Origin of the sequence: Exiguobacterium sp. R-39 (genome assembly GCF_049942815.1) — a bacterium.
GTDB lineage: Bacteria > Bacillota > Bacilli > Exiguobacteriales > Exiguobacteriaceae > Exiguobacterium_A.
Map to the genome: position 1 here is coordinate 2,444,782 of NZ_CP187965.1, position 24,244 is coordinate 2,469,025.

General features: G+C 49.9%; 20 protein-coding genes. 3 read left to right on the forward strand and 17 right to left on the reverse strand.

Going from position 1 to position 24,244, the window contains the following annotated elements; translation table 11 throughout:
- Positions 1 to 2 precede the first annotated feature (2 nt).
- Positions 3 to 836, reverse strand: coding sequence for a prolipoprotein diacylglyceryl transferase (gene lgt / locus ACP26N_RS12875; protein ID WP_131502196.1), 834 nt, complete (start codon positions 834 to 836; stop codon positions 3 to 5).
- Positions 836 to 1,771 carry an HPr(Ser) kinase/phosphatase gene (gene hprK / locus ACP26N_RS12880; RefSeq protein WP_012371278.1) on the reverse strand — a complete coding sequence of 312 codons (936 nt, stop codon included), beginning with the start codon at positions 1,769 to 1,771 and terminating at the stop codon, positions 836 to 838. The genes lgt and hprK overlap by 1 nt, the downstream gene beginning before the upstream one ends.
- Before the next feature lie 119 nt (positions 1,772 to 1,890).
- Here hprK and ACP26N_RS12885 point away from each other — a divergent pair, with 119 nt between their 5' ends.
- Entirely contained in the window at positions 1,891 to 2,283 is a 393-nt protein-coding gene (locus ACP26N_RS12885) for a hypothetical protein (RefSeq protein WP_131502197.1), read from the forward strand.
- Positions 2,284 to 2,389: 106 nt separating this feature from the next.
- Here the strand turns inward: ACP26N_RS12885 and ACP26N_RS12890 are convergent, their stop codons facing one another.
- The 15 genes from ACP26N_RS12890 to ACP26N_RS12960 form a co-directional block, all read right to left on the reverse strand.
- On the reverse strand, positions 2,390 to 3,493 hold the full coding sequence (locus ACP26N_RS12890; RefSeq protein ID WP_131972311.1) for a DUF4097 family beta strand repeat-containing protein: 1,104 nt from the start codon (positions 3,491 to 3,493) through the stop codon (positions 2,390 to 2,392).
- A gap of 108 nt (positions 3,494 to 3,601) precedes the next feature.
- Positions 3,602 to 6,457 carry an excinuclease ABC subunit UvrA gene (gene uvrA, locus ACP26N_RS12895; protein ID WP_131502199.1) on the reverse strand — a complete coding sequence of 952 codons (2,856 nt, stop codon included), beginning with the start codon at positions 6,455 to 6,457 and terminating at the stop codon, positions 3,602 to 3,604.
- A gap of 1 nt (position 6,458) precedes the next feature.
- Positions 6,459 to 8,426, reverse strand: coding sequence for an excinuclease ABC subunit UvrB (uvrB, locus tag ACP26N_RS12900; RefSeq protein ID WP_370528945.1), 1,968 nt, complete (start codon positions 8,424 to 8,426; stop codon positions 6,459 to 6,461).
- 167 nt (positions 8,427 to 8,593) lie between these two features.
- Positions 8,594 to 9,757 (reverse strand): PDZ domain-containing protein, encoded by a 1,164-nt coding sequence (locus tag ACP26N_RS12905; protein WP_426353997.1) that lies wholly within the window; start codon positions 9,755 to 9,757, stop codon positions 8,594 to 8,596.
- Between the two features lie 19 nt (positions 9,758 to 9,776).
- Positions 9,777 to 11,198: a S41 family peptidase gene (locus tag ACP26N_RS12910; RefSeq protein ID WP_426353999.1), complete on the reverse strand. Its 1,422-nt coding sequence runs from the start codon at positions 11,196 to 11,198 to the stop codon at positions 9,777 to 9,779.
- Between the two features lie 95 nt (positions 11,199 to 11,293).
- Positions 11,294 to 12,697 carry a peptidoglycan DD-metalloendopeptidase family protein gene (locus ACP26N_RS12915; protein WP_426354000.1) on the reverse strand — a complete coding sequence of 468 codons (1,404 nt, stop codon included), beginning with the start codon at positions 12,695 to 12,697 and terminating at the stop codon, positions 11,294 to 11,296.
- A gap of 41 nt (positions 12,698 to 12,738) precedes the next feature.
- Positions 12,739 to 13,638 (reverse strand): permease-like cell division protein FtsX, encoded by a 900-nt coding sequence (gene ftsX, locus ACP26N_RS12920; RefSeq protein ID WP_012371286.1) that lies wholly within the window; start codon positions 13,636 to 13,638, stop codon positions 12,739 to 12,741.
- On the reverse strand, positions 13,628 to 14,314 hold the full coding sequence (gene ftsE, locus ACP26N_RS12925; RefSeq protein WP_014971187.1) for a cell division ATP-binding protein FtsE: 687 nt from the start codon (positions 14,312 to 14,314) through the stop codon (positions 13,628 to 13,630). The genes ftsX and ftsE overlap by 11 nt, the downstream gene beginning before the upstream one ends.
- Before the next feature lie 194 nt (positions 14,315 to 14,508).
- Positions 14,509 to 14,871 (reverse strand): cytochrome c551, encoded by a 363-nt coding sequence (gene cccB / locus ACP26N_RS12930; RefSeq protein ID WP_188004677.1) that lies wholly within the window; start codon positions 14,869 to 14,871, stop codon positions 14,509 to 14,511.
- Positions 14,872 to 14,981: 110 nt separating this feature from the next.
- On the reverse strand, positions 14,982 to 15,851 hold the full coding sequence (locus ACP26N_RS12935) for a YitT family protein (protein WP_131502204.1): 870 nt from the start codon (positions 15,849 to 15,851) through the stop codon (positions 14,982 to 14,984).
- Positions 15,852 to 15,952: 101 nt separating this feature from the next.
- Positions 15,953 to 16,456 carry a GNAT family N-acetyltransferase gene (locus ACP26N_RS12940; protein ID WP_426354002.1) on the reverse strand — a complete coding sequence of 168 codons (504 nt, stop codon included), beginning with the start codon at positions 16,454 to 16,456 and terminating at the stop codon, positions 15,953 to 15,955.
- Between the two features lie 66 nt (positions 16,457 to 16,522).
- Positions 16,523 to 17,623: a peptide chain release factor 2 gene (gene prfB, locus ACP26N_RS12945; RefSeq protein WP_131502206.1), complete on the reverse strand. Its 1,101-nt coding sequence runs from the start codon at positions 17,621 to 17,623 to the stop codon at positions 16,523 to 16,525.
- 67 nt (positions 17,624 to 17,690) lie between these two features.
- Entirely contained in the window at positions 17,691 to 20,210 is a 2,520-nt protein-coding gene (secA, locus tag ACP26N_RS12950) for a preprotein translocase subunit SecA (RefSeq protein WP_114595099.1), read from the reverse strand.
- Positions 20,211 to 20,427: 217 nt separating this feature from the next.
- Complete coding sequence (gene hpf / locus ACP26N_RS12955; protein ID WP_026827559.1) at positions 20,428 to 20,991, reverse strand: ribosome hibernation-promoting factor, HPF/YfiA family; 564 nt, start codon at positions 20,989 to 20,991, stop codon at positions 20,428 to 20,430.
- A 282-nt stretch (positions 20,992 to 21,273) separates the two neighbouring features.
- Entirely contained in the window at positions 21,274 to 21,474 is a 201-nt protein-coding gene (locus ACP26N_RS12960) for a cold shock domain-containing protein (RefSeq protein WP_026827558.1), read from the reverse strand.
- Positions 21,475 to 21,724: 250 nt separating this feature from the next.
- On the opposite strand from ACP26N_RS12960, the gene ACP26N_RS12965 reads away from it, so the two are divergent.
- Positions 21,725 to 22,231, forward strand: coding sequence for a competence protein ComK (locus tag ACP26N_RS12965; RefSeq protein WP_026827557.1), 507 nt, complete (start codon positions 21,725 to 21,727; stop codon positions 22,229 to 22,231).
- Positions 22,232 to 22,325: 94 nt separating this feature from the next.
- Entirely contained in the window at positions 22,326 to 24,236 is a 1,911-nt protein-coding gene (locus ACP26N_RS12970) for a hypothetical protein (protein WP_426354005.1), read from the forward strand.
- Positions 24,237 to 24,244: the final 8 nt, after the last annotated feature.

Genomic DNA, 24,244 nt, shown 5'->3' on the forward strand with positions numbered 1-24,244 from the left:
GTTCATTTCGCCTCCCGTTTTGTTCCGTCCAAATAACGGACAGCATTTTTACGAACGAATAGCATGATCAGACCAAAGACAATCAAACAAATCGAGACGATTTGCGCGGTCCGGAGTCCGCCTCCCATCATCAAACTGTCCGTACGTAAACCTTCGATGTAAAAACGGCCAATCGAATACCAAATCAGGTAACCGAGGAACACATAACCGCGGCGCGGGTTGAACTTCATCCGCCAAACGATCAATAAGATGACACCGATTATGTTCCAGATACTTTCATATAAGAACGTCGGAATGTAATAGACACCGTCGATGTACATCTGATTGACGATCCAGTCCGGTAAGTGCAACGTATCCTGCAGGAATGTCCATGTCGTTTCTCCGCCGTGGGCTTCCTGGTTAAAGAAGTTCCCCCAGCGTCCGACCGCTTGTCCGAATAACAGCGACGGCGCCAAAATATCAGCAATTTGCCAAAACGAGATGTTTTTCTTGCGCGTATAAATCAGAACGGTCAAAATCGCACCGATGATCGCACCATGAATCGCAATCCCGCCCTGGCGGATGTTGATGATTTGATCAAGATTCTGACCATAATAATCCCATTCAAACGCGACATAATAAATACGGGCACAGATGATACTGATCGGAATCGACCAGATGACAACGTCGACGGCATACTCTTCGTTAAAGCCAATCCGTTTGGATTCAAAAATCGCAATCATCAGACCGACGACAGCGCCAAGCGCGATGACGATCCCGTACCAGTAAATCGGAATCGGGCCCAGTTCGATGGCTACCCGATCAAACGTCGGTTGGACACTCGCTAATGTTCCCATCAAAGACCACCGTTCCCATCTTCAATCGCTTGCGCGAGACGTCCCGCAAACTCTTCTGCTGTGTTGATGCCCATATTTTTCAGACGGTAGTTCATCGCGGCTACCTCGATAATGACGGCTAAGTTTCGTCCGGGACGAACCGGAATCGTCAAGAACGGGATTTCCGTATCGATGATTTGCAGTGTTTCCTGGTCCAGTCCTACCCGATCGTAGACTTTCGCCTGATCCCAAATTTCCAAATTACAGACGAGGCTGATTTTCTTGTGCGAACGAACGGCACCGGCACCGAATAACGTCATGACATCGATGATGCCGATTCCGCGGATTTCAAGCAGATGCTGAATCAATTTCGGAGCCGTCCCGACGAGGATTCCGTCACCGGTTTGACGAATCTCAACCGAATCATCGGCGACCAAACGATGTCCCCGTTTGACGAGTTCAAGTGCCGTCTCGGATTTCCCGACGCCGCTTGCCCCTTTGATGAAGACACCGACGCCGTATATGTCGACGAGCACGCCGTGCATCGCGGTCGTTGGTGCCAGTTCCGCTTCGAGGAAGTTCGTGATTTGCGATTCGACCGATGTCGTATGTCCCTTCGTCGTCAAAAGCGGGACGTTCGTTTCGTCCGCTGCTTTGACGATCGCTTCCGGCACATCAAAACCACGTGTAATCAAAATTCCCGGTGTTTCATCCGTACAGAGAACATTCGCCCGTTCCAGCTGTTCTTCGTACGTCAAGTTGTTGAAAAATGTCAATTCCGTTTTTCCGAGAATCTGGAGACGTTCTGCTGGATAATAGGCATAATACCCGGCGAGAACCAGACCCGGTCGACAAAGATCAGCCGTCAGAATCGGACGGTGTAAGCCCTCTTCTCCGGTGACGATTTTTAAATTGAATTGCTTTACGATTTCAGCTGTTCGCACTTTTGGTTGCACGCTCAATCAGCCCCTTTCACTTGAAGTATTGTACCATATTTTTACGGAAATCAAGGAATTCGATTAGAAGTGGACGATCTTGGGAATGGATTACAGATAACATAAAAAGGAGGGATATTATGATGGACGCTTCAGGCAGTGGCATAGGTTTCATCATCATCATGATTTTATTCGGTATTCTTGCCATCGTCGGCTTTGTTTACCTTATCATCGCACTGATCGACATGTGGAAAGCTTACTCGCGCAATCAGGATCAAACAGCATTACTGTTCTTCATCATCTCGATTATCGGAATCTTTATCAGCGGTTCATTTATCTCGTACATTTTGGCTATCATTTTCTATTGGAACCGCTCACGCCGGAAGAGTTGGATGGGAATCGGATTGATCGTTCTTTCGATCGTCCTCGGCATCATCGGTGTCATCGCATTGCTCTCGTTTGGTTATGACATGAACAATTTCGAAAACATGAATTTTGACGATCCGATGATGGATCAGGATTACGATTATTAATGAGTATCACTTTTTGACTCGGCGACTCCCTATCCTTTGATAGCGGGTCGTCTTTTTTCGGCAAAAAAATCCCTGCCTCCCGATTGATTCAGGGGCAGGGATCACTTTATAGGGTTTGAGGGCTCAAATGAACACCGTGTGTGACTGAAATCGTACCCGTCTTCGTATCGGCAGCGACTTCAATCTTTGGCGTCCGTCCACGACCTGACAGGAAGTGGAGTTTCCGGTTGACGACTTCTTTTTGATCACGAATCAATTCCATCTCATCCAGGTTACAGTTCAATCCGCCAAAGTTCGTTTCCAGTTCACCGTAGACTTCCGCACCATGCGGTAACATCAAGGCGATACTTCCCGCAAGCGATGAGGCCTGAATCTTCGCATCCTGAACCGTCTTCAGTTCACACCGGACGTTTCCGTTCGCCGTCTTCAGCTCAGACCGTTCAAATACACCGGTTGCGATGATTTGACCATTGGCTGTCTTCGCTTTTAACGACTTGATTTCCGATTCTTCGATTTCAATCGAACCGTTGGCTGTTGATGTCTTCACTTCTTCACTGAACAGGTCGCGGACATGGATCCGTCCGTTTGCTGTCATCAGTTGCACCGACGTCGCATCGAGTGACGATAACGTCACTTCCCCGTTTAACGTCTGCAAGATCAATGATTCATAGTGACGGCGCGGAATCTTCAAATGAACCGTCGCCCGAACACGTTTATCTTTTAAACGAATCGATAACGTATTCGCAGAGACAGAGTGCTGAAGTGCTGCTTGCAGTTGCTCCAGTGCCTGTTCTTCGTTAACTTGACGGAGCGGGCGACCGGTAACGGTCAACTCACACTCTTCCAGGTCACCGGGCTCAACGATGGCATTGGCATTAAATAAATCCAAATGAATCGTCTCACCACTGAACGGGAATTGTTTGACGTACGTGACGTTCGGTCCGGATGTTTGGTTGAGTGACAAGTCACTCTCTTTGATCCGGTTGACGAGGCCGTCAAAAGCTGACATGACCTTTGTTGTCAAAGAATCGACCGTATAATGATCGACCCGGTCGTATTGTTCCGGTTCATCCACATATTTATGCTGACTTGCCGACGACGGGTTCTGATCGATTGCTTCAAGCCGTTCGAGTTTGTCGAGCGCTTCGTCAATCGTCAGCTTTCCTTCTTTCACCTGTTCAAGTATCAGTTGGCGCATATCTTGCTTCATCAATATTTCCCTCCTCTGATCTGGTACACGTTAATCGATGTGACTTGCTTATTTACTTCGTTCTACTTTCCTTACTTCCCTTTTTACGATTCCTGAATCAAAAAAGTTTCACGATTCGATTCGGGCAGCGTCTCGTTCAAGAACAGGAGCGAGGTAATGACCTGTATAGGATTCCTTGACTGCTGCGATTTCTTCCGGTGTTCCGGTCGCGACAATCTTCCCGCCACCGTCTCCGCCCTCTGGTCCGAGATCGATCAAATAGTCGGCTGTTTTGATGACATCCAGGTTGTGTTCGATGACGAGCACCGTGTCTCCGTTGTCGACGAGTCGTTGCAAGACTTTCAGCAACCGGGCGATATCGTGGACGTGCAGCCCTGTCGTCGGTTCATCGAGAATATAAATCGTTTTCCCGGTCGACCGTTTATGCAGTTCCGATGCCAGCTTGACCCGTTGTGCTTCTCCGCCGGACAGTTCCGTCGCCGGTTGTCCGAGACGCATGTACGTCAGACCAACGTCGGCAATCGTCTGCAGTTTGCGGCTGATTTTCGGAATCTTTTCAAAGAATTCCAACGCATCTTCGACTGTCATCTCAAGGACATCAGCAATCGTCTTGCCTTTATATTTCACTTCCAGGGTTTCACGGTTGTAGCGTTTCCCGTGACAGATTTCACACGGCACGTAAACATCCGGCAGGAAGTGCATCTCGATCTTGATGATTCCGTCGCCGCGGCAGGCTTCACAACGTCCGCCTTTGATATTGAAACTGAAACGGCCTTTTTTGTAACCGCGGAGTTTTGCTTCATTCGTCGACGCAAAGACATCACGGATATCGTCAAAGACACCGGTGTAGGTTGCCGGATTCGAACGCGGTGTCCGACCAATCGGAGACTGGTCGATATCGATGACTTTATCGATTTGATCGAGTCCGGAAATGCCTTTGTGCGCGCCCGGTTTTTCTTTCGCCCGGTTCATCTCATGGGCAATCGTCTTGTAGAGAATCTCATTGATCAATGTCGATTTTCCGGAACCGGATACTCCGGTCACGGCAACGAACAAACCAAGTGGAATGTCGACATCGACGTTTTTCAAATTGTTTTCCGATGCTTTATGAATCCGTAAGGCCCGACCGTCCGGTTGTTTCCGTTCAGACGGCACCGGAATGAACTTCTTGCCGGAGAGGTATTGTCCCGTCAACGAGTTCGGATCCTGCATCAATTCTTCCGGACGTCCCGCTGCCGTGACGAATCCGCCGTGATCGCCGGCTCCCGGTCCGATATCAATCAGGTAATCCGCCGCCATCATCGTATCTTCATCGTGTTCGACGACAATCAACGTATTCCCGAGATCGCGCATCGTCTTCAATGTATTGATCAGGCGGTCGTTATCGCGTTGGTGGAGTCCGATTGACGGTTCATCGAGGACGTAGAGAACGCCTGTCAAACGCGATCCGATTTGCGTCGCAAGACGAATCCGTTGCGCTTCCCCACCGGATAATGTTCCGGCAGCACGCGAGATTGTCAGATAATCCAAACCAACGTTTTCGAGGAACGACGACCGTTCATGAATTTCGCGGACGATCATCCGTGAAATTGTCTGATCCTTTTCTGATAATTTACTTGGTAACTCTTCAAACCAGACGACTGCTTGTTTGACGGACATCTTCGTTACGTCACCGATGTGAATCCCTGACACTTTGACCGCAAGTGATTCGCGTTTCAAGCGGTGTCCTTTACACGTCGGACAAGCTTTTTTCGCCATATATCCTTCCATCTGTTCACGGATGTAGTCCGATGACGTCTCTTTGAAGCGGCGTTGCAGGTTATTCAAGACGCCTTCAAAAAATAACGATGTATTCCGGACCATCCCGAAGTCATTTTCATAGCGGAACTGAATCTCTTCCTTACTGCTACCATTTAATACAATATCGCGGTGTTCTTCCGACAACTGTTCGAACGGCGTATCCATATCGATGTTGAAGTGACTGCAGACCGCTGCCAATAGCTGCGGATAATACTGTGAACTGGTCGGTTCCCAGGCAATGATTGCCCCTTCGTTGAGCGATTTATCCGGATGCGGCACGACGAGATCGACATCAACTTCCAGTTTCGTTCCGAGACCGTCGCATGACGTACAGGCACCAAACGGTGAGTTGAACGAGAACATCCTTGGTTCAAGTTCACCGATGGAGAAGCCGCAGATCGGGCAGGCATGGTGTTCGCTGAACAACAGTTCGTTCCCATCCATCGTATCTACGATGACGCGGCCGTCGGCAAGACGGAGTGCCGTCTCAAGAGAATCGGCGAGGCGGGCTTCGACGTCCGGACGGACAACGACCCGGTCGACGACGACTTCAATCGAGTGTTTTTTATTTTTCTCGAGTTCGATGTCATCCGTCAAATCAATCGTTTCTCCATCGACACGGACGCGGACGAAACCTTCTTTTTTCAAATCTTCGAAGACTTTGACATGAGCGCCTTTTCGTCCGGAAATGATCGGCGCGAGAATTTGCAGACGGCTGCGTTCCGGCAGTTCCATCACTTGGTCGACCATCTGACTGATCGTCTGGCTCGAAATTTCAATGCCGTGATTCGGACAGATTGGTTTCCCGATCCGTGCATAGAGCAGGCGGAGATAGTCATAGATTTCCGTGACCGTCCCGACCGTCGAACGCGGGTTTTTACTCGTCGTCTTTTGGTCGATTGAAATGGCCGGACTAAGTCCTTCAATCGCATCGACATCCGGTTTGTCCATCTGACCTAAAAACTGACGGGCGTAAGCGGACAGACTTTCGACATAACGCCGTTGTCCTTCCGCATAAATCGTGTCGAACGCGAGCGATGATTTCCCCGATCCTGATAAGCCCGTCAGAACGACGAGCTGATCGCGCGGGATTTCAACATCGATGTTTTGTAAGTTATTGACGCGAGCGCCCTTGATGATGATCTTGTTCTTTTTTTCTGCCAACTTAGGCACCTGCTTTCAATTCTAAGATAAGGTCACGCAATTCTGCTGCCCGTTCAAACTGCATATCTTTCGCCGCTTGACGCATCTCTTGATCGAGTTGTTCGAGCAATGTTTCGCGTTCCGGTTTTTTCAATTTGTTGAACTTCTCGAGTTTTTCGACGGTATCATCATTCTCAATCGTCGTACTGATGACACCCCGGACATCTTTTTGAATCGTTTTCGGCGTAATACCGTGTTCTTTATTAAAGGCGAGCTGAATGTTGCGCCGCCGTTCCGTTTCATCAATGGCCCGCTGCATCGAGTCGGTCATCTTATCGGCAAAGAGAATGACGTGTCCCTCCGAGTTCCTTGCGGCCCGGCCGATCGTCTGAATCAGAGACCGTTCCGACCGCAGGAATCCTTCTTTATCGGCATCGAGAATCGTTACGAGCGAGACTTCCGGAATATCAAGTCCTTCCCGCAACAGGTTAATCCCGACAAGGACATCGTATTTGCCGAGCCGCAGATCGCGGATGATTTCAATCCGTTCGAGGGTCTTGATTTCCGAGTGCATATAGTTGACCTTGACGCCATGTTCTTTCAGGTAGTCCGTCAAGTCTTCCGACATTTTTTTCGTCAGCGTCGTCACGAGAACCCGTTCATTTTTCGCGACACGCTCACGGATGTTATCCATCAAGTAGTCGATTTGTCCCGTGATCGGATGAATCTCGATCGTCGGGTCGACCAGTCCGGTTGGCCGGATGATCTGTTCGACCATCTCTTTTGTATGTTCGATTTCGTAAGGACCCGGTGTCGCCGAGATATAGATCGCTTGGCTGACCTTCTCTTCGAACTCCTCGAACCGGAGAGGTCGGTTATCCTTCGCCGACGGCAGACGGAAACCGTGATCGACGAGGACTTGTTTCCGCGCCTGGTCCCCGTTATACATACCGCGGATTTGCGGCAATGTGACGTGCGACTCATCGGCAACGAGTAAGAAGTCTTTCGGGAAATAGTCGATCAGCGTATACGGTGTCGAGCCCGGTGGCATTAAGTTCAAGTGACGGGAATAGTTTTCAATCCCGGAACAGTAGCCCATTTCACGCATCATCTCGAGATCGTAGTTCGTCCGTTGTTCGAGACGCTGGGCTTCAAGCAACATGCCGTCTTCACGCATCTTCGCGAGTTGCGTTTCGAGCTCAGCCTCAATGTTCGTAATCGCTTTTTGCAGACGGGTATCCCCCGTCACGAAGTGGGATGCCGGGAAAATCGAAATGTGTTCCCGGTCGGCAATGATTTCCCCTGTCAATGGATCCATATCACGAATCCGTTCAATCTCATCTCCGAAAAATTCGATCCGGACACACTGTTCATCGCGGGACGCCGGGAAGATTTCAACAACATCACCCCGAACACGGAACCGCCCGCGCTGGAAGTCGATATCATTTCGTTCATATTGAATGTCGATCAGACGACGCAACATCTCGTTTCGTCCCATCTCGTTTCCGACACGCAACGACAGCACGTGGTTGTTGTACTCTTCCGGATTACCGAGACCATAGATACACGACACCGACGCGACAATCAGGACGTCTTCCCGTTCGAACAGGGAAGATGTCGCCGAGTGACGCAGCTTGTCAATCTCATCGTTGATCGATGAATCTTTTTCGATGAACGTATCCGTCGACGGCACATAGGCTTCCGGTTGGTAATAATCATAAAAGCTGACGAAATATTCGACCGCGTTATTTGGGAAGAACTCTTTGAACTCCGAATACAGCTGACCGGCAAGCGTCTTATTGTGTGCCAAGACCAGCGTCGGCTTCTTAATCTCTTTGATGACGTTCGAGACGGTAAAGGTTTTCCCTGTCCCTGTCGCGCCGAGCAACGTCTGATGGCGTTCACCTTTCTTGACGCCTGCAATCAATTTTTTAATCGCTTCCGGCTGATCGCCACCCGGTTCAAATGGTGATACTAACTCAAAATCCATCGTATTCTTCCCCCTCATCCAGTTCAAAAAATCTATTTTTATTGTACCACTTTACGAACAAACATTCGACTTTGAAGTGCTCCTCTTAGAAGTTACCCGTTTTTCGCCAAAAGAAAAAGTCCAGCCCGTAGGCTGAACTGTTTTTTGAGCTGGATTTTGATTTTGAATCACTGAAGCGTCCGGATTTTCGTCCGTTTATTACCGGGCTCACTGACGAACAAAATCCCGAGATCGTGATGATCCTGTTCATAAAAGGCCCGCTGTGCGAACCGGACGTCTCCGTTATGGTTCATGACTTCGAGACGCAGGTACGGTTTATGTTTTTGAATCGCTTCATAAAATGATTTCTCCGACTCGACGAACTCCCCGTTGACTTTATAGATTGCTTCACCCGGAACAAGCCCCATCTCGGAAGCCGGTTTCTCCGGTAATGTGCCGAGAATGACGACGCCACGTTTACCGTTCAGGAACAACGGGGTCTGGGACCGGTTAAGTCGTTTCGTCCGCTGATGCAGAATCAGGTGAATAATGAGCAGGGCCGGCAACCCGTACAACCAGATGTCCTGTCCGGTCAGGAATGCGCCTACTACGAGCACGACGGACAACAAGAACGTAATCAGCCGCCCTTGGATCAGGGGACGGATCAGCTGGTCCGGCAACTGGCCGGTAAAGAGGAAACTGAAGCCGATCGGCAGGAACAAGACAATCGGAACGAACTCCGGAAACGACCATTGCGGGATCAAGGCTTCGAAACTGCTTCCCGGCACGAAGACGATGAGCGGAATCAGCCACAGTTTGTTGGACGACAGCCCGCCGATGTAACGTCCCCGTTTCGATAAGACGAGCGAAGGCGATAAATTCTTTTTCCCCCGCCAGATCAGCAACAGCAATTCGGCGCCTAACGACAGGGCCGCAAGCAGCATCCAATCGCTGACGCTGACATCACGGAGACCGTCAATCCGGTCACTCGTCATGAACCAGGTGAGACCTGCCAGGATGACAAGCGGTCCGAGCGGTAAATTGAATCGGATGATACCCGTCAACAAAATAAAAAACGTCAACACCATGAAGGCGATCAGAAACTCTGACGAGACCGTCAATGTCAGACTTACACTGATGATGGATAAGACAAGACCAACGACGAAGCCTGGAATAAGCGTTTCGAAGACATCGGTCCGCTTGCTACGCGTGCGTGACCGGAACAGATTCCGTTCGCGTTTAATACGTCGCATACTGAGTAAAAAACTGACTAGAACTGCTAACCACAAGATTGGACTAGCGAAGAGACTAATCACTGTCCAACCGAATCCATCGAGTAATTCCACGCTCATTCAGACCTCTTTCTGTGAGTTATTGTGCTGCGACGTCCAGCGCTTTGATGCGCTGAACATCATTTTTTTCATCTTCCAGTTTCTTCAGGAGACGGGTTTCCATTTCGGACGCCGTCACTTGATCGATTTTACCGGTCACTTCGAGTTTCGCTTCTTTTTGAAGACGCTCGACGGCCTGCTTCATCGTATCGCCATAGTAACCGTCCTGCCCTTTTGGATCGAAGCCGATTGCTTCGAGGACCAGGTGCGCGTTTTCGACGGCTTTGCCGTAATCCCCAGTCGCAAGTGTCTTGTCATCGGTTAGAATCTTCGTCACATTAAAGTAATCTGGCTGCTTGACTTCGACCGTCGGCTTGACCCCCTTTTTATGAATCCAGTTTCCGTCCGGAGTCAGCCATTTATTCGTCGTCAGCTTCAAATCACTGCCGTCTTTTAAATCATAGGCACTTTGGACGATTCCTTTCCCGAACGACTTCGTTCCGACCACTTCCGCACCGGCGCCTTCTTTGAGACCGGCTGCCAGAATTTCCGAAGCCGAGGCCGATCCGCTGTCTTCGAGGACAACAAGCTTATAAGGTTTCTTCTCGTCCGCTTTCCCGAATTCCTGCGTCCGCTCCCCTTTGTTGTCCTCTACCTGGAAAATCGGTGTCTCTTTCGGAATGAACGGCGCAATCATTTGCGAGACGGCCGTCAGCAGGCCGCCCGGATTTCCCCTGACATCGATGACAAGTCCATCAATGTTTTTCTCCTCGAGCGCTGCGAGTTGTTCCTCGAACTCTTTTGCCGTCGGATCCGAGAATTGTGTCACCTGCAGGACACCAATCGTCTTGCCATTAACTTTTTCCGTCTTCGAATAGACGGTTTCAATCGGAATCGTATCGCGGACGATCGAAATCTTCATCGGATCCTGTCCGCCGCGTTGAATCGTCAAGACGACTTTCGTCCCTTTTTCGCCGCGGATTTTCTTGACCGCTTGATCCGTTTTCTGTCCTTTTGTTGATTTACCGTCGATTTCTAAAATAATATCCCCCGGTTTGATACCGGCTTTTTCAGCGGGCGATCCCTTGATCGGTGAGACGATGACAATCGATTCGCCTTTTTGTTCGAGCGTCGCACCGATGCCTTCGAATGAAGACGACAAATTCGTGTTGAACGATGCCGTTTCCGATTCGTCCATATAGACGGAATAGGGATCTTCGAGGACTTCCGTCATTCCCGTCAGTGCCCCTTCGAGCAACTCCTGATCCGTCACGTCCTCGAGATAATTTTGGGAAATCATCTGTCTGACCTGATCAATCTTTTTCCAATCTCCCGTTGCGTTAGACGAAGAACTCGTCACCACTGAATCCGTTCCACCTGCCGCTAACATCCCGACAGCCCCTGCTCCAAGACCCAAACCAAACGTACTGACCGCTATGACGGCCGTTGTCGATTTTTTCACGCGTAATTCCTCGTTTCTGGTGTAAACCTGCTATTTTTTTCAGTATAGCAAAAAAAGATAGGTTACCCTATCTTTTCGTCAGTCGCTCGTTGAAGTTATAAGATGTACGGTGCCGGATTAACCGCATTTGGTTGCCCGACAGCCCACTCGCCGCGATGGATCTCAAAGTGGAGATGCGGTCCTGTCGACCAGCCGGTTGAACCGAGTTTGCCGACGATATCCCCCGGCATGACTGTTTGTCCCGCCTTGACCGAAACCGAATCGAGATGGCCGTAAACAGTCGTCCAGACCTTTCCGTCAATCAGGTGTGTAATCATGACGACATTTCCATAGCCGGTCGCACTTCCGGCGCGGAGGACAATCCCCCCTGCCGCTGCTTTAATCGGGGTTCCTTTAGCATTAACGAGATCCAGTCCGGTATGCCGTTCCGATTTTCCGGTCAACGGATTGTTGCGGGGACCGAACGGGGACGAGACGTAGCCGGTGACAGGCAATAGGAAAGGCTTTACGATCGTGCCCGGTTCCGATGTCTCCGGTTGGGCAGAAGGTGTTTCCGTCACCGGTTCCGAAGCCGTCGGCGGACGGGACGTTGGTTGATTTTGTTCTTGCTGTTCTTTTTCTGCTTTTGCTTCCTGTTCTGCCTGCCGCTCAGCTTCTGCTGCTGCCTCTGCTTCCCGGGCAGCGGCCGCTCTTTGCGCCGCTTCGGCACGTTCTTTTGCTTCTTGTTGCGCCCGTAGTTCGGCCGCCCGCAATTCTTCCAACTGACGGCTGATCAGACGTTGCTGGTCTTCAAGGATTGCAGCTTCTTCCGCTTTCGTGAACTGTTCCTGTTGTAACTGTTCGACCTGACTGTTCAACCGGACAACCAACGTCCGTTTGACTTCTGATTCCGCGATGATCCGGGTCTGCAAAATCAACAGCTTCCGCTGCTCTTTTTTTAATTGTCCGAGTACGAGTTCCTGCTCGGACCGTTGTTCGGTTAACTGTTTGACGTTCGCCTGGTATGTCTGCAGGACACCGTCGTCCTGCTTGATGATTTCGCTGACAGTACTGAAACGTGAAATCAAATCCCCGAAATCCTTGGCATCGAGCAATACTTCGATGTATTTGACATCCCCATCCCGTTGGACGGACCGCAACCGGTCCCCGATCAATTTTTCCTGTGTCCGGAGTTTGGATTCCGTTTGACCGACGGCACGGGTGACGATCGCCAGTTCCTCTTTGGCAACAGAAACAGCCGCCTGTTGATCCGCAATCTTACTCGCTAAATCTTCCAGACGGCTGTTGACTTCATCAAGACGCACTTTCGCTTCCTTGCGCTCCTGTTTCGTCAAGACTAACTTCTCCGATGTCTGATTCTGCGATTGTTCCGTCTCTTGCAGACGGGACTCGACCTCCTGTTGTTCCTTCAACAAATCTTCCTTGGACGTTGCCTGAACGGATACACTTGAACCAATTAATGCCAAGCTTAGGACGGTAGAACAGAATCGGACCTTCATGAGAAGCATCTCTCCTCTATCTTTTATTTGATTTTCAGAATTTAAATCTTCAAGAAACGGCCAAGTGACGTCGTTGATCCCCATACACCGATGAAGGCACCGAGCGCCAGCAGGATGACGGAAACCTGAATCGACAGTTCACCCGGTGGAATCAAGGTGAAGATCGAGGCATTCAATGATACGAGCTGTGGTTGCAACGCATTGTACGTCACTTCGTATCCGAAGTAGACGACGGCAATCGGGATTAAGGCCCCGAGGACACCCATCAACAGTCCTTCAATGAAGAACGGTGCACGAATGAAGCCGTTTTTTGCACCAACGAGTCGCATGATTTCAATCTCACGGCGACGTGAGAAAATCGTGACCTTGATCGTATTCGAAATGAGGAACATCGCCATGAATGTCAAACCGACAATCAGGATGATTCCGCCGATCCGAACCCCTTCAAGGAAGTTGAACATCTTCTCAACATAATCTTCGCCATATTCGACACTATCTATATTTTCCATTTTTTTGACGGTATTTGCAATAGTTTCTGTCTCATTTGGTGAAGTCGCCTTGACGATATACCGGTCGTGGAGCGGATTATCCTTCTCAACCGACTGGTAGGCTTGTGATCCTTCGCCAAGCTGTTCCTTGAAGCGGTCCAGTTCTTCTTCTTTTGAGCTGTAACGAACAGATTCAACACCCGGCATCTGTTCTAGTTTTTTTCCAACTGCATCGATTTTTGCCTGATCGGACTCTCGTTCGACGAACACTTGAATTTCGACGTCTTTTTCGACGTTATCGGAAATCTTGTTGACGTTGAACATGACCATCGCAAAAATCCCGACGAGTAATAAGGTCACGGTAACGGCACTGACGGAAGCGAATGTCATCCAGCCGTTTCGGACGAGACCTTTTGCCCCTTCCCGTAAATGACGGAATCCATTAAACTTCATAGCCGTACATTCCTTTCTCTTCGTCTCGGACGATTTTTCCACCGTCAATTGCGAGGACGCGATGACGCATCTTATTGACGATATCTCGGTTGTGGGTCGCCATTACGACCGTTGTCCCACGGCGATAAATCTCTTCAAATACTTCCATGATCTCCCATGCTGTATCCGGGTCGAGGTTTCCTGTCGGCTCATCGGCGATGACAAGTGAGGGACGATTGACAATGGCTCTCGCGATCGAGATCCGTTGTTGTTCTCCACCGGATAATTCATCTGGATAGTTTCGTTCCTTGTGCTTCAGCTTCACAAGATCGAGTACTTCAAGCACTTTCTTACGGATTTGCGAGCGGTCTTCCCCGACGACTTCAAGGGCGAACGCGACGTTTTCATAAACCGTCAAGGACGGGAGTAGTTTAAAGTCTTGGAAGATGACGCCGATTTGGCGACGAAGTTCGGGGATTTGGCGGTTTTTCAACTTACCTACTTCAATTCCTTTAAATAAAAACGAACCGCTTGTCGGACGTTCTTCGCGATACATCATTTTCATGAATGTCGATTTCCCGGCTCCGGATGGACCAACGATGTAGACGAATTCACCTTGGTTGATCGTCAAATTGACTTCACGAAGTGCCGTGACACCGTTCGGATAAATTTTGCTGACTTGTTGCATCTTGATCACTTGCTTCACATCCTTACTTGATTACTGATGGTGATCAGATAGGTCTTAACGCCTACCGAACCCCATTATAACAGGCAACAATTTTTAAGCACATTACAATCAAATGTCATTTCCGGCTGATTTACATAAAAAAAGGGAGCCGGACAGCGAACATTTGTCATGTTCGTCATCTCTAGCCCCATACTATCACATAATTATTTTTTGTCAGCTAACCAATCCGCAACGGCGACGATTTCTTTATCGTCTTTCAGGATACCGGCCGGCATTTGCCCTTTACCGTTTTTGATGATTTCCTGAATTTCTTCCGAAGAATATTTCGCTCCGACTTTCGTCAAGTTCGGTCCGACATTTCCCTCGAGATTATTCCCGTGACACGAGGCACAGTTGTTGGCGAAGATTTTTTCAGCGTCAACCGCTGTTTCTGTTTTTGACGAATCATCGCTCATCGTCGATTCGTCTTTTGATGTATCCGACGAACTTGAATCGTCACTGCCACATGCACCGAGTACAAGCGTCGCGCCGAGTCCGGCTGCGAGTAAAAGGTTTTTCAGTTTCATCCGTATATCCCCCTTAGTAAGTACCAAATAACGTCGTTTGTTATTAGAGTATAACCGTTATCGCTACTTTTTAAGCGTGATTTCACAAAAACTTCACGAATAATAAACGATTACGGCACATTCCGGTACCGTTTATCATCTGAAAAACCAAGTCCCAGCACTTCATGGGCTTCACTGACGACCAAAAAGGCTGTCGGATCGATGTGCTTGACGATTTCCTTTAACGTCGTGATTTCCCCCTGCCGGACGACGACCATCAACATCGGTTTGCGTGTCCGTGTGAAGGCACCGGCGGCTTCGATTTCCGTCGCTCCCCGGTCAAGCGTTTGGAAAATCTCTTTGACAAGCGCTTCCCGTTGATCCGAGATGATATACGCCAGTTTGTCATTCGTGATACCGAGTTGCACAACATCAATCATCTTGATCGTAATGAACAAGGCGACGAGGGCATACAAGCCGATTTCAAGCGAGAAGATGATCGCAGCACTGATGACGATCGTTCCGTCGAGCATGGCGATGCAGAAATGGAGCGGAATTTTCGTGAAGCGGTGCAGAATCTGGGCAATCAAGTCCATCCCGCCGGTCGAGGCGCGGGCTTTAAAAATCAGACCGAGACCGATTCCGACACCGGCTCCGCCGAAGATGGCAGCAAGCATCGGATTCATCGTCGCTGCCGGTACGTCAAACCGTTCATAAACCAGGATGACGACCGGTAAAAAGATCGAGCCGACCAGTGATTTGACGCCAAATCCCATCCCGAGAATCATCCAGCCGATTGCGAGCAGGACAATGTTGGCAATCAATTGAAACAAGCCCGGTGAAATCCCGAACAGATCGTTTAAAACGATCGACAGACCGCTGACGCCTCCGGAGGCCAACTGGTTCGGTGCCAAAAATAAACTGAAGGCACTGGCGACGAACACAGAACCGAGTAATAAATAAATATAGTCGCGAACGACTTCCTGACGTGTTGATGTCATAACGTTACATTTCCCCTTCTATAAGTTCTACAACCCGTTTTTCATTTTAGCGGAAAAACAGAGGAGCGACTAGAAGGGCTGAGCAACTCGCAGTGGTTCTCTTATACCGCACTAAAGGGTTTCGAGTACCGGACGACACCACGAATCCCTTTTAACGCCTGCCGCTCGAGCGGCATGACGAGAAAGACGTCCGTCGGTACCGGGAATGGCGCTTCGATACCGTAATCGACGGCCCGCTCGAACCCGAACTGTGGATAATAACTGTCATGACCGAGGACGACGATATGCGATTCACCGGCTTCCTGGGCATCTTCAATCACTTGACGGATCAGTTCCGACCCGATACCTTTCCGTTGCCAGTGTGGTTTGACACCGACCGGCGCAAGTGCGAGCGACGGGATGTCTTCGATGTAAATCCGGCTCAGTAAGACATGTCCGACAATCTCTCCCTTGTCCGTGACGGCGACGCGGCTGTAGTGCGGGAGTGACGCCTCGTCTTCCCGTAACGCTTCGACAAGATCGGCTTCCGTCCGCTGACCAAACGCGGCTTGATGGACAAGCCGGATTCCGGCCGCGTCTTTGAATATTTCTGTACGAATCTGCATCTGTTTCGCCTCCTGAATCGATTAGTAGAAAAAAACCGCCGACACAAAGGCCGACGGGATATAAACTTACATATTCATTAAGCGCAGGTACGCATCGATGAAGCCCATGATGTCTCCATCCATTGCCCCTTGCGTATTCCCGACTTCGTAGTTCGTCCGGTGATCCTTGACCATGCTGTATGGGTGGAAGACGTACGAACGAATCTGGCTGCCCCACGCGATGTCTGATTTTTCACCGCGGATTTCGTCGAGTTTCTTTTGCTTCTCTTCGATTTCACGTTGGTAGAGTTTTGCTTTCAACATCTTCATTGCCGCTTCACGGTTCTTGATTTGCGACCGTTCCTGCTGACATGACACGACGACGCCTGTCGGGATGTGTGTGATCCGAACGGCAGAGTCCGTCGTATTGATGTGCTGTCCACCGGCACCGGATGCCCGGTACGTATCGACACGTAAATCTTCCGTGCGGATATCGATATCGATGTCATCGTTGAATTCCGGCATGACGTCACACGACACGAACGACGTATGGCGACGGCCTGACGAATCAAACGGTGAAATCCGGACAAGACGGTGAATCCCTTTTTCCGCTTTCAAATACCCATAGGCATTGTGCCCTTGAATACGGAGCGTGACCGATTTGACACCGGCTTCGTCACCCGGCTGATAGTCCATCGTTTCGACTTTCCAGCCCTGCTTGTCGCAAAAACGCTGGTACATCCGGAGTAACATCGATGCCCAGTCCTGCGACTCGGTTCCGCCGGCTCCCGGGTGTAATTCGAGAATCGCGTTGTTGGCATCGTATTCGCCGTTCAACAGGATTTGCAATTCGAACTCGTCAAACTTCCGTTTGATATCGCCGAGTTCCGACTCCAGTTCTTCCTGCAATTCGACGTCCGGCTCTTCTTTAATCAATTCGTACGTCAGGACGATGTTTTCGTGACCGTCTGCGAGGTGCTGGTATTTATCGACCATTGCCTTCAGACCGTTTGATTCGTCGATGACTTTTTGCGCCGACTCCTGATTGTTCCAAAAGTCCGGGTATGTCATCTCATTTTCAAGCTCCTCGATGCGTGAGATTTTGTTCTCGAGATCGAGTGATGCCTTGTATTCATCGAGTTTCTTTTCCATCCACTCGGCGGTATTGCGTATTTCTGCTAATTCCATTGTGTTCCACCTTCTCTTTCCGTCAAAAGAGGCAGGAATCTCCCGCCTCTCTCAGCCGCTTCGTCACTTATGCCTGACGGCCGTGACAGTTCTTATATTTTTTACCGGATCCGCACCAACATGGGTCGTTACGTCCGATTTGTTCATTTGGATTTTTACGGACCGGTGCTTTTTTGACGACCTTGTCCTCTTTACCGGAAACGGCGACTTCGTCTTTGACGACTTTTTCGCGTTTCAAGTTCGGATCAAGATCCGCCCGGAGAACGAACTGTGTCACTTCTTCCGCAATCGCTGCGTTCATCGTATCAAACATCATCGAACCTTCCGATTGATACTCACGAAGTGGATCGTTTTGACCGTAGGCACGTAAATGAATCCCTTCACGCAATTGATCCATCTGATCGATATGGTTCATCCAGTGCTGATCGACAGCGCGGAGAACGATGACTTTCTCGAACTCGTCAAACGCTTCTGCCGGTACTTCCGAGCGTTTGTGCTCGTAATGGGCGAAAGTCCGTTCTTTTAACAGTTCGATGATTTCTTCGCGTTCCTTGCCGAACAGATCCTGTTCCGACACTTTTTCTTCGAGCGCAAGTGTCTGGTTCGCCCACTCTGCTAACGCACCGATGCTCCACTCTTCCGGCACGAACTCGATTGGCGTGTACTGATGGACACCCGCTTCAATCGTCTGTTCGATCATCGGACGGACGATGTTTGAAACCGACTGGGCATCAAGAATGGCTGCCCGGTCCGCGTACATGACTTTCCGTTGGTCCGCCATGACGTTATCATATCCGAGAACTTGTTTCCGGGCATCAAAGTTATTTCCTTCGACCCGTTTTTGTGCCGATTCAACGGCCCGTGAGACCATCCGGCTTTCGATGGGTTGGGAATCGTCCATTCCGAGACGGTCCATCATCGATTGCAGGGAATCTGATCCGAAACGGCGCATCAATTCATCTTCGAGTGACAGATAGAACTGTGATGCCCCCGGATCTCCTTGACGTCCGGCACGACCACGAAGCTGGTTATCAATCCGGCGTGATTCGTGACGTTCTGTCCCGAGGATATAAAGACCGCCTTTTTCGATGACCCCTTGTCCAAGCTTGATGTCGGTACCACGACCGGCCATGTTCGTTGCGATCGTTACCGAGTTCGGTTGTCCCGCATTTTCAACGATTTCCGCTTCCCGTGCATGGTTTTTCGCATTCAAGACTTCGTGGCGGATGCCGCGTTTCTTGAGGATGCTGCTGAGGAGTTCAGACGTCTCGACCGCTACCGTACCGACAAGGACCGGTTGTCCTTCGCGGTGGGCACGTTCGATTTCGTCCGCGACTGCCGCAAATTTCCCGTTCATCGTCTTGAAGATCAAGTCCGGCTGATCGTCCCGGACGATTGGTTTGTTCGTCGGAACCGGAACGACATGCATGTTATAGATGTTACGGAACTCTTCTTCCTCGGTTTTTGCTGTCCCGGTCATTCCGGCAAGCTTCGTGTACATCCGGAAGAAGTTTTGGTACGTGATCGTCGCAAGTGTCATCGATTCACGTTGAATCTCGACGCCTTCCTTCGCTTCAATCGCCTGGTGCAGACCTTCCGAATAACGGCGGCCTTCCATGACACGTCCCGTGAACTGGTCAATGATCATGACTTCGTCTTCACGAACCATGTAATCAACGTCCCGGTGCATGACGGAGTTCGCACGTAGCGCAAGACTCAAGTGATGGTTCAACGCGATGTGGTCGAGCGCAAACAGGTTATCGATGCCGAAATATTTTTCAGCACGGTCGATTCCCTGTTCCGTCAGTAAAACACTTTTCGTTTTGATGTCGACGGTATAGTCTTCGTCTGCTTTCATCATCTTCGCGAACGTATCCGCCTGCGAATAGAGCGCTGTCGATTTTTCGGCAGAACCGGAAATGATCAGCGGTGTCCGCGCTTCATCGACAAGAATCGAGTCGACTTCATCGACGACAGCGAAGGACAGCGGACGCTGCACGCGGTCTTCTTTATAGAGGACCATGTTGTCACGCAGGTAATCGAATCCGAACTCATTGTTCGTTCCGTATGTGATGTCACAGTTGTAAGCCGCTTGTTTTTCCTGGCGCGACATGCTCGACAAGTTCAGACCGACTGATAAACCGAGTGCTGCGTAAAGTGGTTCCATGATGTCCCGGTCACGTTTCGCCAAATATTCATTGACGGTGATGACGTGGACGCCGTTTCCGGCGAGGGCATTCAAATAGACAGGAAGTGTCGCAACAAGCGTTTTCCCTTCCCCGGTCTTCATTTCAGCGATATCGCCGTTGTGCAGGACGTATCCGCCGATCAGCTGGACACGGTAATGACGCATCCCGAGGACACGCGTTGAAACTTCGCGACAGACCGCAAAAGCTTCCGGTAAAATATCATCGAGGTCTTCCCCGTTCTCAAGACGAGTCCGGAATTCGACCGCTTTTCCTTCTAATTCTTGATCCGATAAGGCAGCGACTTGTGCCTCAAATGATTCCACGGCATCCGCCGCTTTTTCTGCTTTTTTCAGAACACGTTTCGTCGGTGCGAATAACTCTTTTAGAAAATTAGCCATGCCTTACAGTCCCCTTACTTCGAACGATTCTTTAAACGAACAGAATTCCGAGATTTTTCCTTTATTCAGTGTACCGAATACGCCGTCAAATTTCAACACGCGGACCATCCGCGTCACGGGAAATCCAACTTTAGTCTGAGACAACTTCTATTCATGAATAGTTTTTTATCATACCAAAAGAGGACTTACTCCATGGAGTAAGTCCTCTGTAGATTCATTATTCTGGTTCAATCAAGCCGTAACGGCCATCTTTTCGACGGTAGACAACGTTCGTGTTACCCGTTTCAGCGTCCGAGAAGACGAAGAACGTGTGACCGAGCATATCCATTTGAAGAATTGCTTCTTCCGTATCCATCGGTTTGAGTGTGAAACGTTTTGTCCGAACAAGTTCGAGTTCCGCTTCATCCTCTTCGTAGACAGGTGCTTCTGCCTCCGGTCCTTCGAGCGTTTTGAAGTACTCCCCAATACCGCCTTCTTTGGCACGGCCTCTCCGGTTGATCTTCGTTTTATGTTTCCGGATCTGACGTTCGAGCTTATCGACGACAAGGTCGATGGCTGCGTACATGTCGCCATTGACATCCTCTGCCCGTAACAAGAGGTTTGGCATTGGAATCGTCACTTCGACTTTTTGTTTCTCATTGTTAACTTTGAGATTAACATAAGCCGTCTGCGCTTCCGTAGGAGTTGTGAAGTAACGAGTTAACTTTTCAAGCTTTTTCTCGACGTAATCCTTGAGAGCATCTGTGACGTCCAAGTTTTCACCGCGAATGTTGTAGATCATGTAAACTCCTCCTTAAGTAACCGGTTGAACCTATGAATTCGTCATCGTTTCAGACGTTTCCTTCTGAAGATTCAAAATTCTTTTGGTTCGTAATTATTATACCACGATAAGCCATGCAAGGAAATGAAAACGATGACATTCTGTTGAACATCCACCTTGAACCTTAGCGTACTATAATAGTTTTGCATGTTGATACTAGCGTATATACCCTTAACAAATTGAGATGAAACAAAAAAACCGCTTTTAGGAGATTCCTAAAAACGGTGGCGGCTGCTAACGGGATTACAGTTTCGAGACGTTTGCTGCTTGCGGACCACGATCGCCATCGACGATTTCGAATTCTACTTCTTCGCCTTCTTCAAGTGATTTGTAGCCCTCTGCTTGAATTGCCGAGAAGTGGACGAAGACGTCTTTTGCATCCGATGTCTCGATGAAGCCGTAACCTTTTTCAGCATTAAACCATTTTACTTTACCTTGTTCCATTCGAATTCACATTCCCTTCGCAAACTGGATAGCGAGAGCAAGCTCTCTACCATCTATACTAGCAAAAGAAACAATTATTGACAATTAAAAATTCTGATTAATTTGAATTCAATATCATATAAAACCTATTAAAGGCACTTATTACTCTTTTTTTCAAAAAATTACATTGTCATTACAGGTGTAGTATTGTATTATATCGTTAGTAATTACCTATTTTATCCATTGTCCTATCTAAGGAGGATGCAGTCGAATGCGACCATTCCATAATGACGAAAAGTATCGAATCACGAAGCGGACCGTTGCGATTTTACCGTGCTATGACATGATGAAACAATCCATCATCGTCTTAGAGGACGGGTCAACAATCATGACGCCGCTTCGTCCGTATCAACTCCTGCAGTTATCCTGCAGACAGTACAACAGTTCCATTGAGGAACGGATCGTCACAGCCAAACGTGTCGCTTCCGTGAAAGGAAAAGTCCCTGTCGTCATCGAACCGACACTCGGTCTCGTCTTTTTCCCTACCAAATCACCGAAACGTGATGATTGCGAGTGGTACGCCTGGAGCCACATGTCCGAAGTCATCGAGGAAGACGGACAGACTAAACTCAAAACTCGTAATGGCATGATCCTTCCCGTAAACGCCTCTCCTTACATCGTCCGCAACCAAATGAAAGCAACCGGCGAGCTGATGGCTCGTTACCAACAATTAAACGCGATGACATTAGAGGACCGCTTTAATGCAATTAAATCTTAAAAAAAATGGGTTGGGCGATGATTTCGCTCAATCCTTTTTTGTTTGTGCCGATATATAATAAGATGAAGAATTTTTCAAGAAAGGAGGTTCATCGATGAATATCCAGATGAATCCAACAAGTCCGACCCGTTCCGCCCCTGCGGCTACCTTATCGGAGACTAAAACATACAGCGGAACCGTCCTTGAAAAGACAGGACCGAATACAGCCCTCGTCCAAGTCGGTCGCGAAAAGGTCGAGATGACCTTCACGGGAGATGTCCCGGAAGGCACGTTCCAATTCCAGGTCAAAGGCCAAACGACGGAAGGTTACCTGATCGAACAGGTGACGGAGCAGGCCGATGTCCCGGTGACCGGACCTGCCAAACCCGATTCGTCTGGTGTCGATGCCACCTTACTCGACGATCTCCCACCGGAATTAAAACAAGCCGTTGCCCGACTGCTTGCGACCGGTCAACTGCCGCAGACGCCGGAAACGGTTGCCCGCCTCGTCGCTGCCCTGCAGGGGACCTACAAGGACTTGGTTCTCCAGCTCGTGACCCGCCCGTCCGACAGTGCGTTGCCGCCCGATGCCGATGTCTTGATTGCCCAGTTGCTCGGCTCAACCGATGCATTGGTCGACGTTTTACCGGAACGACAGGCCGTCATCGACAAACCGACGCTCAGCAACGTCATCGCGCTCGACGTCGCCCGTACGACGCTTCCGACGCATCACGATATCGATCAAGCAACACCGGTCGCCCTCCGGCAGATCGTAACGCATGTCCCGCACGACGCTCAACCGGACATCCTCGCCCGGATCGACCGTGGTGAGTTGACAGAGGTCCGGGAGCAGCTGCGGTCCTATTTTCCGAGTGAACGCCCCACACTAACGGAACGGCCGGTAGCAAGCAAGCTCGAACAACTGACGGCCGTCATCGCTCAGGCGCAAGCAACGCCGGCAGAAAAAATTAGTCCGCCCGCCGCACCCGTCCGGTCGAATCTGACGGTCATTGCCGAAGTGACACCCCGACTCGCCGAAGTGACAAATGACTTCCGGCGTGAGCAACGGACGATTGTCTCGCAACTGCGGCAAATTGAACCGCTTGTCGAGGAGCGTCCGCTCCAGATGGCCCAAGTCATCGAAAGTACGGCAAATCGCCTGCGGCAAACGTTCCAGCAGACGGACGCAATGTTACATACGAGCATGCGTGATGAAAAACAATTGATCCAACTGTTATCAAAACTCGAACGGGGAACGGAACTCGCCCTGTTCGGACGCGGCGCGGAAGCCAAAGCCGTCGTCCAGGATGTCCGCCAAACACTGGAAGCGTTTCGCTACTCTCCGGCGAATGTCCGGACAGCTTACTTACCGGAACTGAATCCAAGCTTACGGCCGGCTGTTGCAAACACGCAGCAAACACCGGTACCGCAACAAAGCCAGCCGGCTTCGACCGCGCAACGACCGATTCCCTATGAACCGGGACAAAACAGTCCACGGGTTTTACAGGAGACAGTCCAGAAAACGCTCCAGTTGCAGACTTCAGAGTTGAAACTCGCGACACCGGCAGCGAATCCGGAAGCGGCGAAACTGCAAACGTTCCTGAACACACAGCAGCAGGTCAATAAACCGGACAGCAACCAGCAGTTGCAGCAACTGTTGCTCGCCCTGCCCGTCCAGCTCGTCGAAGGCACCGCCGGACTCCACGTCCACTTACAAAACAAACGACCGGATGAAGTGATCGACTGGGAAAACAACACGTTGTATGTCCAGCTCGAGACACCACGTCTCGGTGACATCGGCGTCCGTGTCGAGACCGTCAGCCGGAAGATGCAGATTACGATCGAAAATGATTTCCCGCTCCTCGAGCGTCTGGCAACACCGTTCCTCGAACGGACGACGGAAGCGTTACAAGCAACCGGTTATCAGGACGTCCGTATCCGCTTCGATGCTTTCACGAAAGATCAGACAACACCGGAAACCGTCAAACCGGACGAGACACCAACCGGTTACGATTACCGGATTTAAGGAGGCCC

Coding starts and splice junctions, on each gene's coding strand:
- lgt (WP_131502196.1), bottom strand. CDS start 836: ATGGGAACATTAGCGAGTGTCCAACCGACGTTTGATCGGGTAGCCATC.
- ACP26N_RS12885 (WP_131502197.1), top strand. CDS start 1,891: ATGATGGACGCTTCAGGCAGTGGCATAGGTTTCATCATCATCATGATT.
- ACP26N_RS12890 (WP_131972311.1), bottom strand. CDS start 3,493: ATGAAGCAAGATATGCGCCAACTGATACTTGAACAGGTGAAAGAAGGA.
- uvrB (WP_370528945.1), bottom strand. CDS start 8,426: ATGGATTTTGAGTTAGTATCACCATTTGAACCGGGTGGCGATCAGCCG.
- ACP26N_RS12905 (WP_426353997.1), bottom strand. CDS start 9,757: ATGAGCGTGGAATTACTCGATGGATTCGGTTGGACAGTGATTAGTCTC.
- ACP26N_RS12915 (WP_426354000.1), bottom strand. CDS start 12,697: ATGAAGGTCCGATTCTGTTCTACCGTCCTAAGCTTGGCATTAATTGGT.
- ftsX (WP_012371286.1), bottom strand. CDS start 13,638: ATGAAGTTTAATGGATTCCGTCATTTACGGGAAGGGGCAAAAGGTCTC.
- cccB (WP_188004677.1), bottom strand. CDS start 14,871: ATGAAACTGAAAAACCTTTTACTCGCAGCCGGACTCGGCGCGACGCTT.
- ACP26N_RS12935 (WP_131502204.1), bottom strand. CDS start 15,851: ATGACATCAACACGTCAGGAAGTCGTTCGCGACTATATTTATTTATTA.
- ACP26N_RS12940 (WP_426354002.1), bottom strand. CDS start 16,456: ATGCAGATTCGTACAGAAATATTCAAAGACGCGGCCGGAATCCGGCTT.
- prfB (WP_131502206.1), bottom strand. CDS start 17,623: ATGGAATTAGCAGAAATACGCAATACCGCCGAGTGGATGGAAAAGAAA.
- secA (WP_114595099.1), bottom strand. CDS start 20,210: ATGGCTAATTTTCTAAAAGAGTTATTCGCACCGACGAAACGTGTTCTG.
- hpf (WP_026827559.1), bottom strand. CDS start 20,991: ATGATCTACAACATTCGCGGTGAAAACTTGGACGTCACAGATGCTCTC.
- ACP26N_RS12960 (WP_026827558.1), bottom strand. CDS start 21,474: ATGGAACAAGGTAAAGTAAAATGGTTTAATGCTGAAAAAGGTTACGGC.
- ACP26N_RS12965 (WP_026827557.1), top strand. CDS start 21,725: ATGCGACCATTCCATAATGACGAAAAGTATCGAATCACGAAGCGGACC.
- ACP26N_RS12970 (WP_426354005.1), top strand. CDS start 22,326: ATGAATATCCAGATGAATCCAACAAGTCCGACCCGTTCCGCCCCTGCG.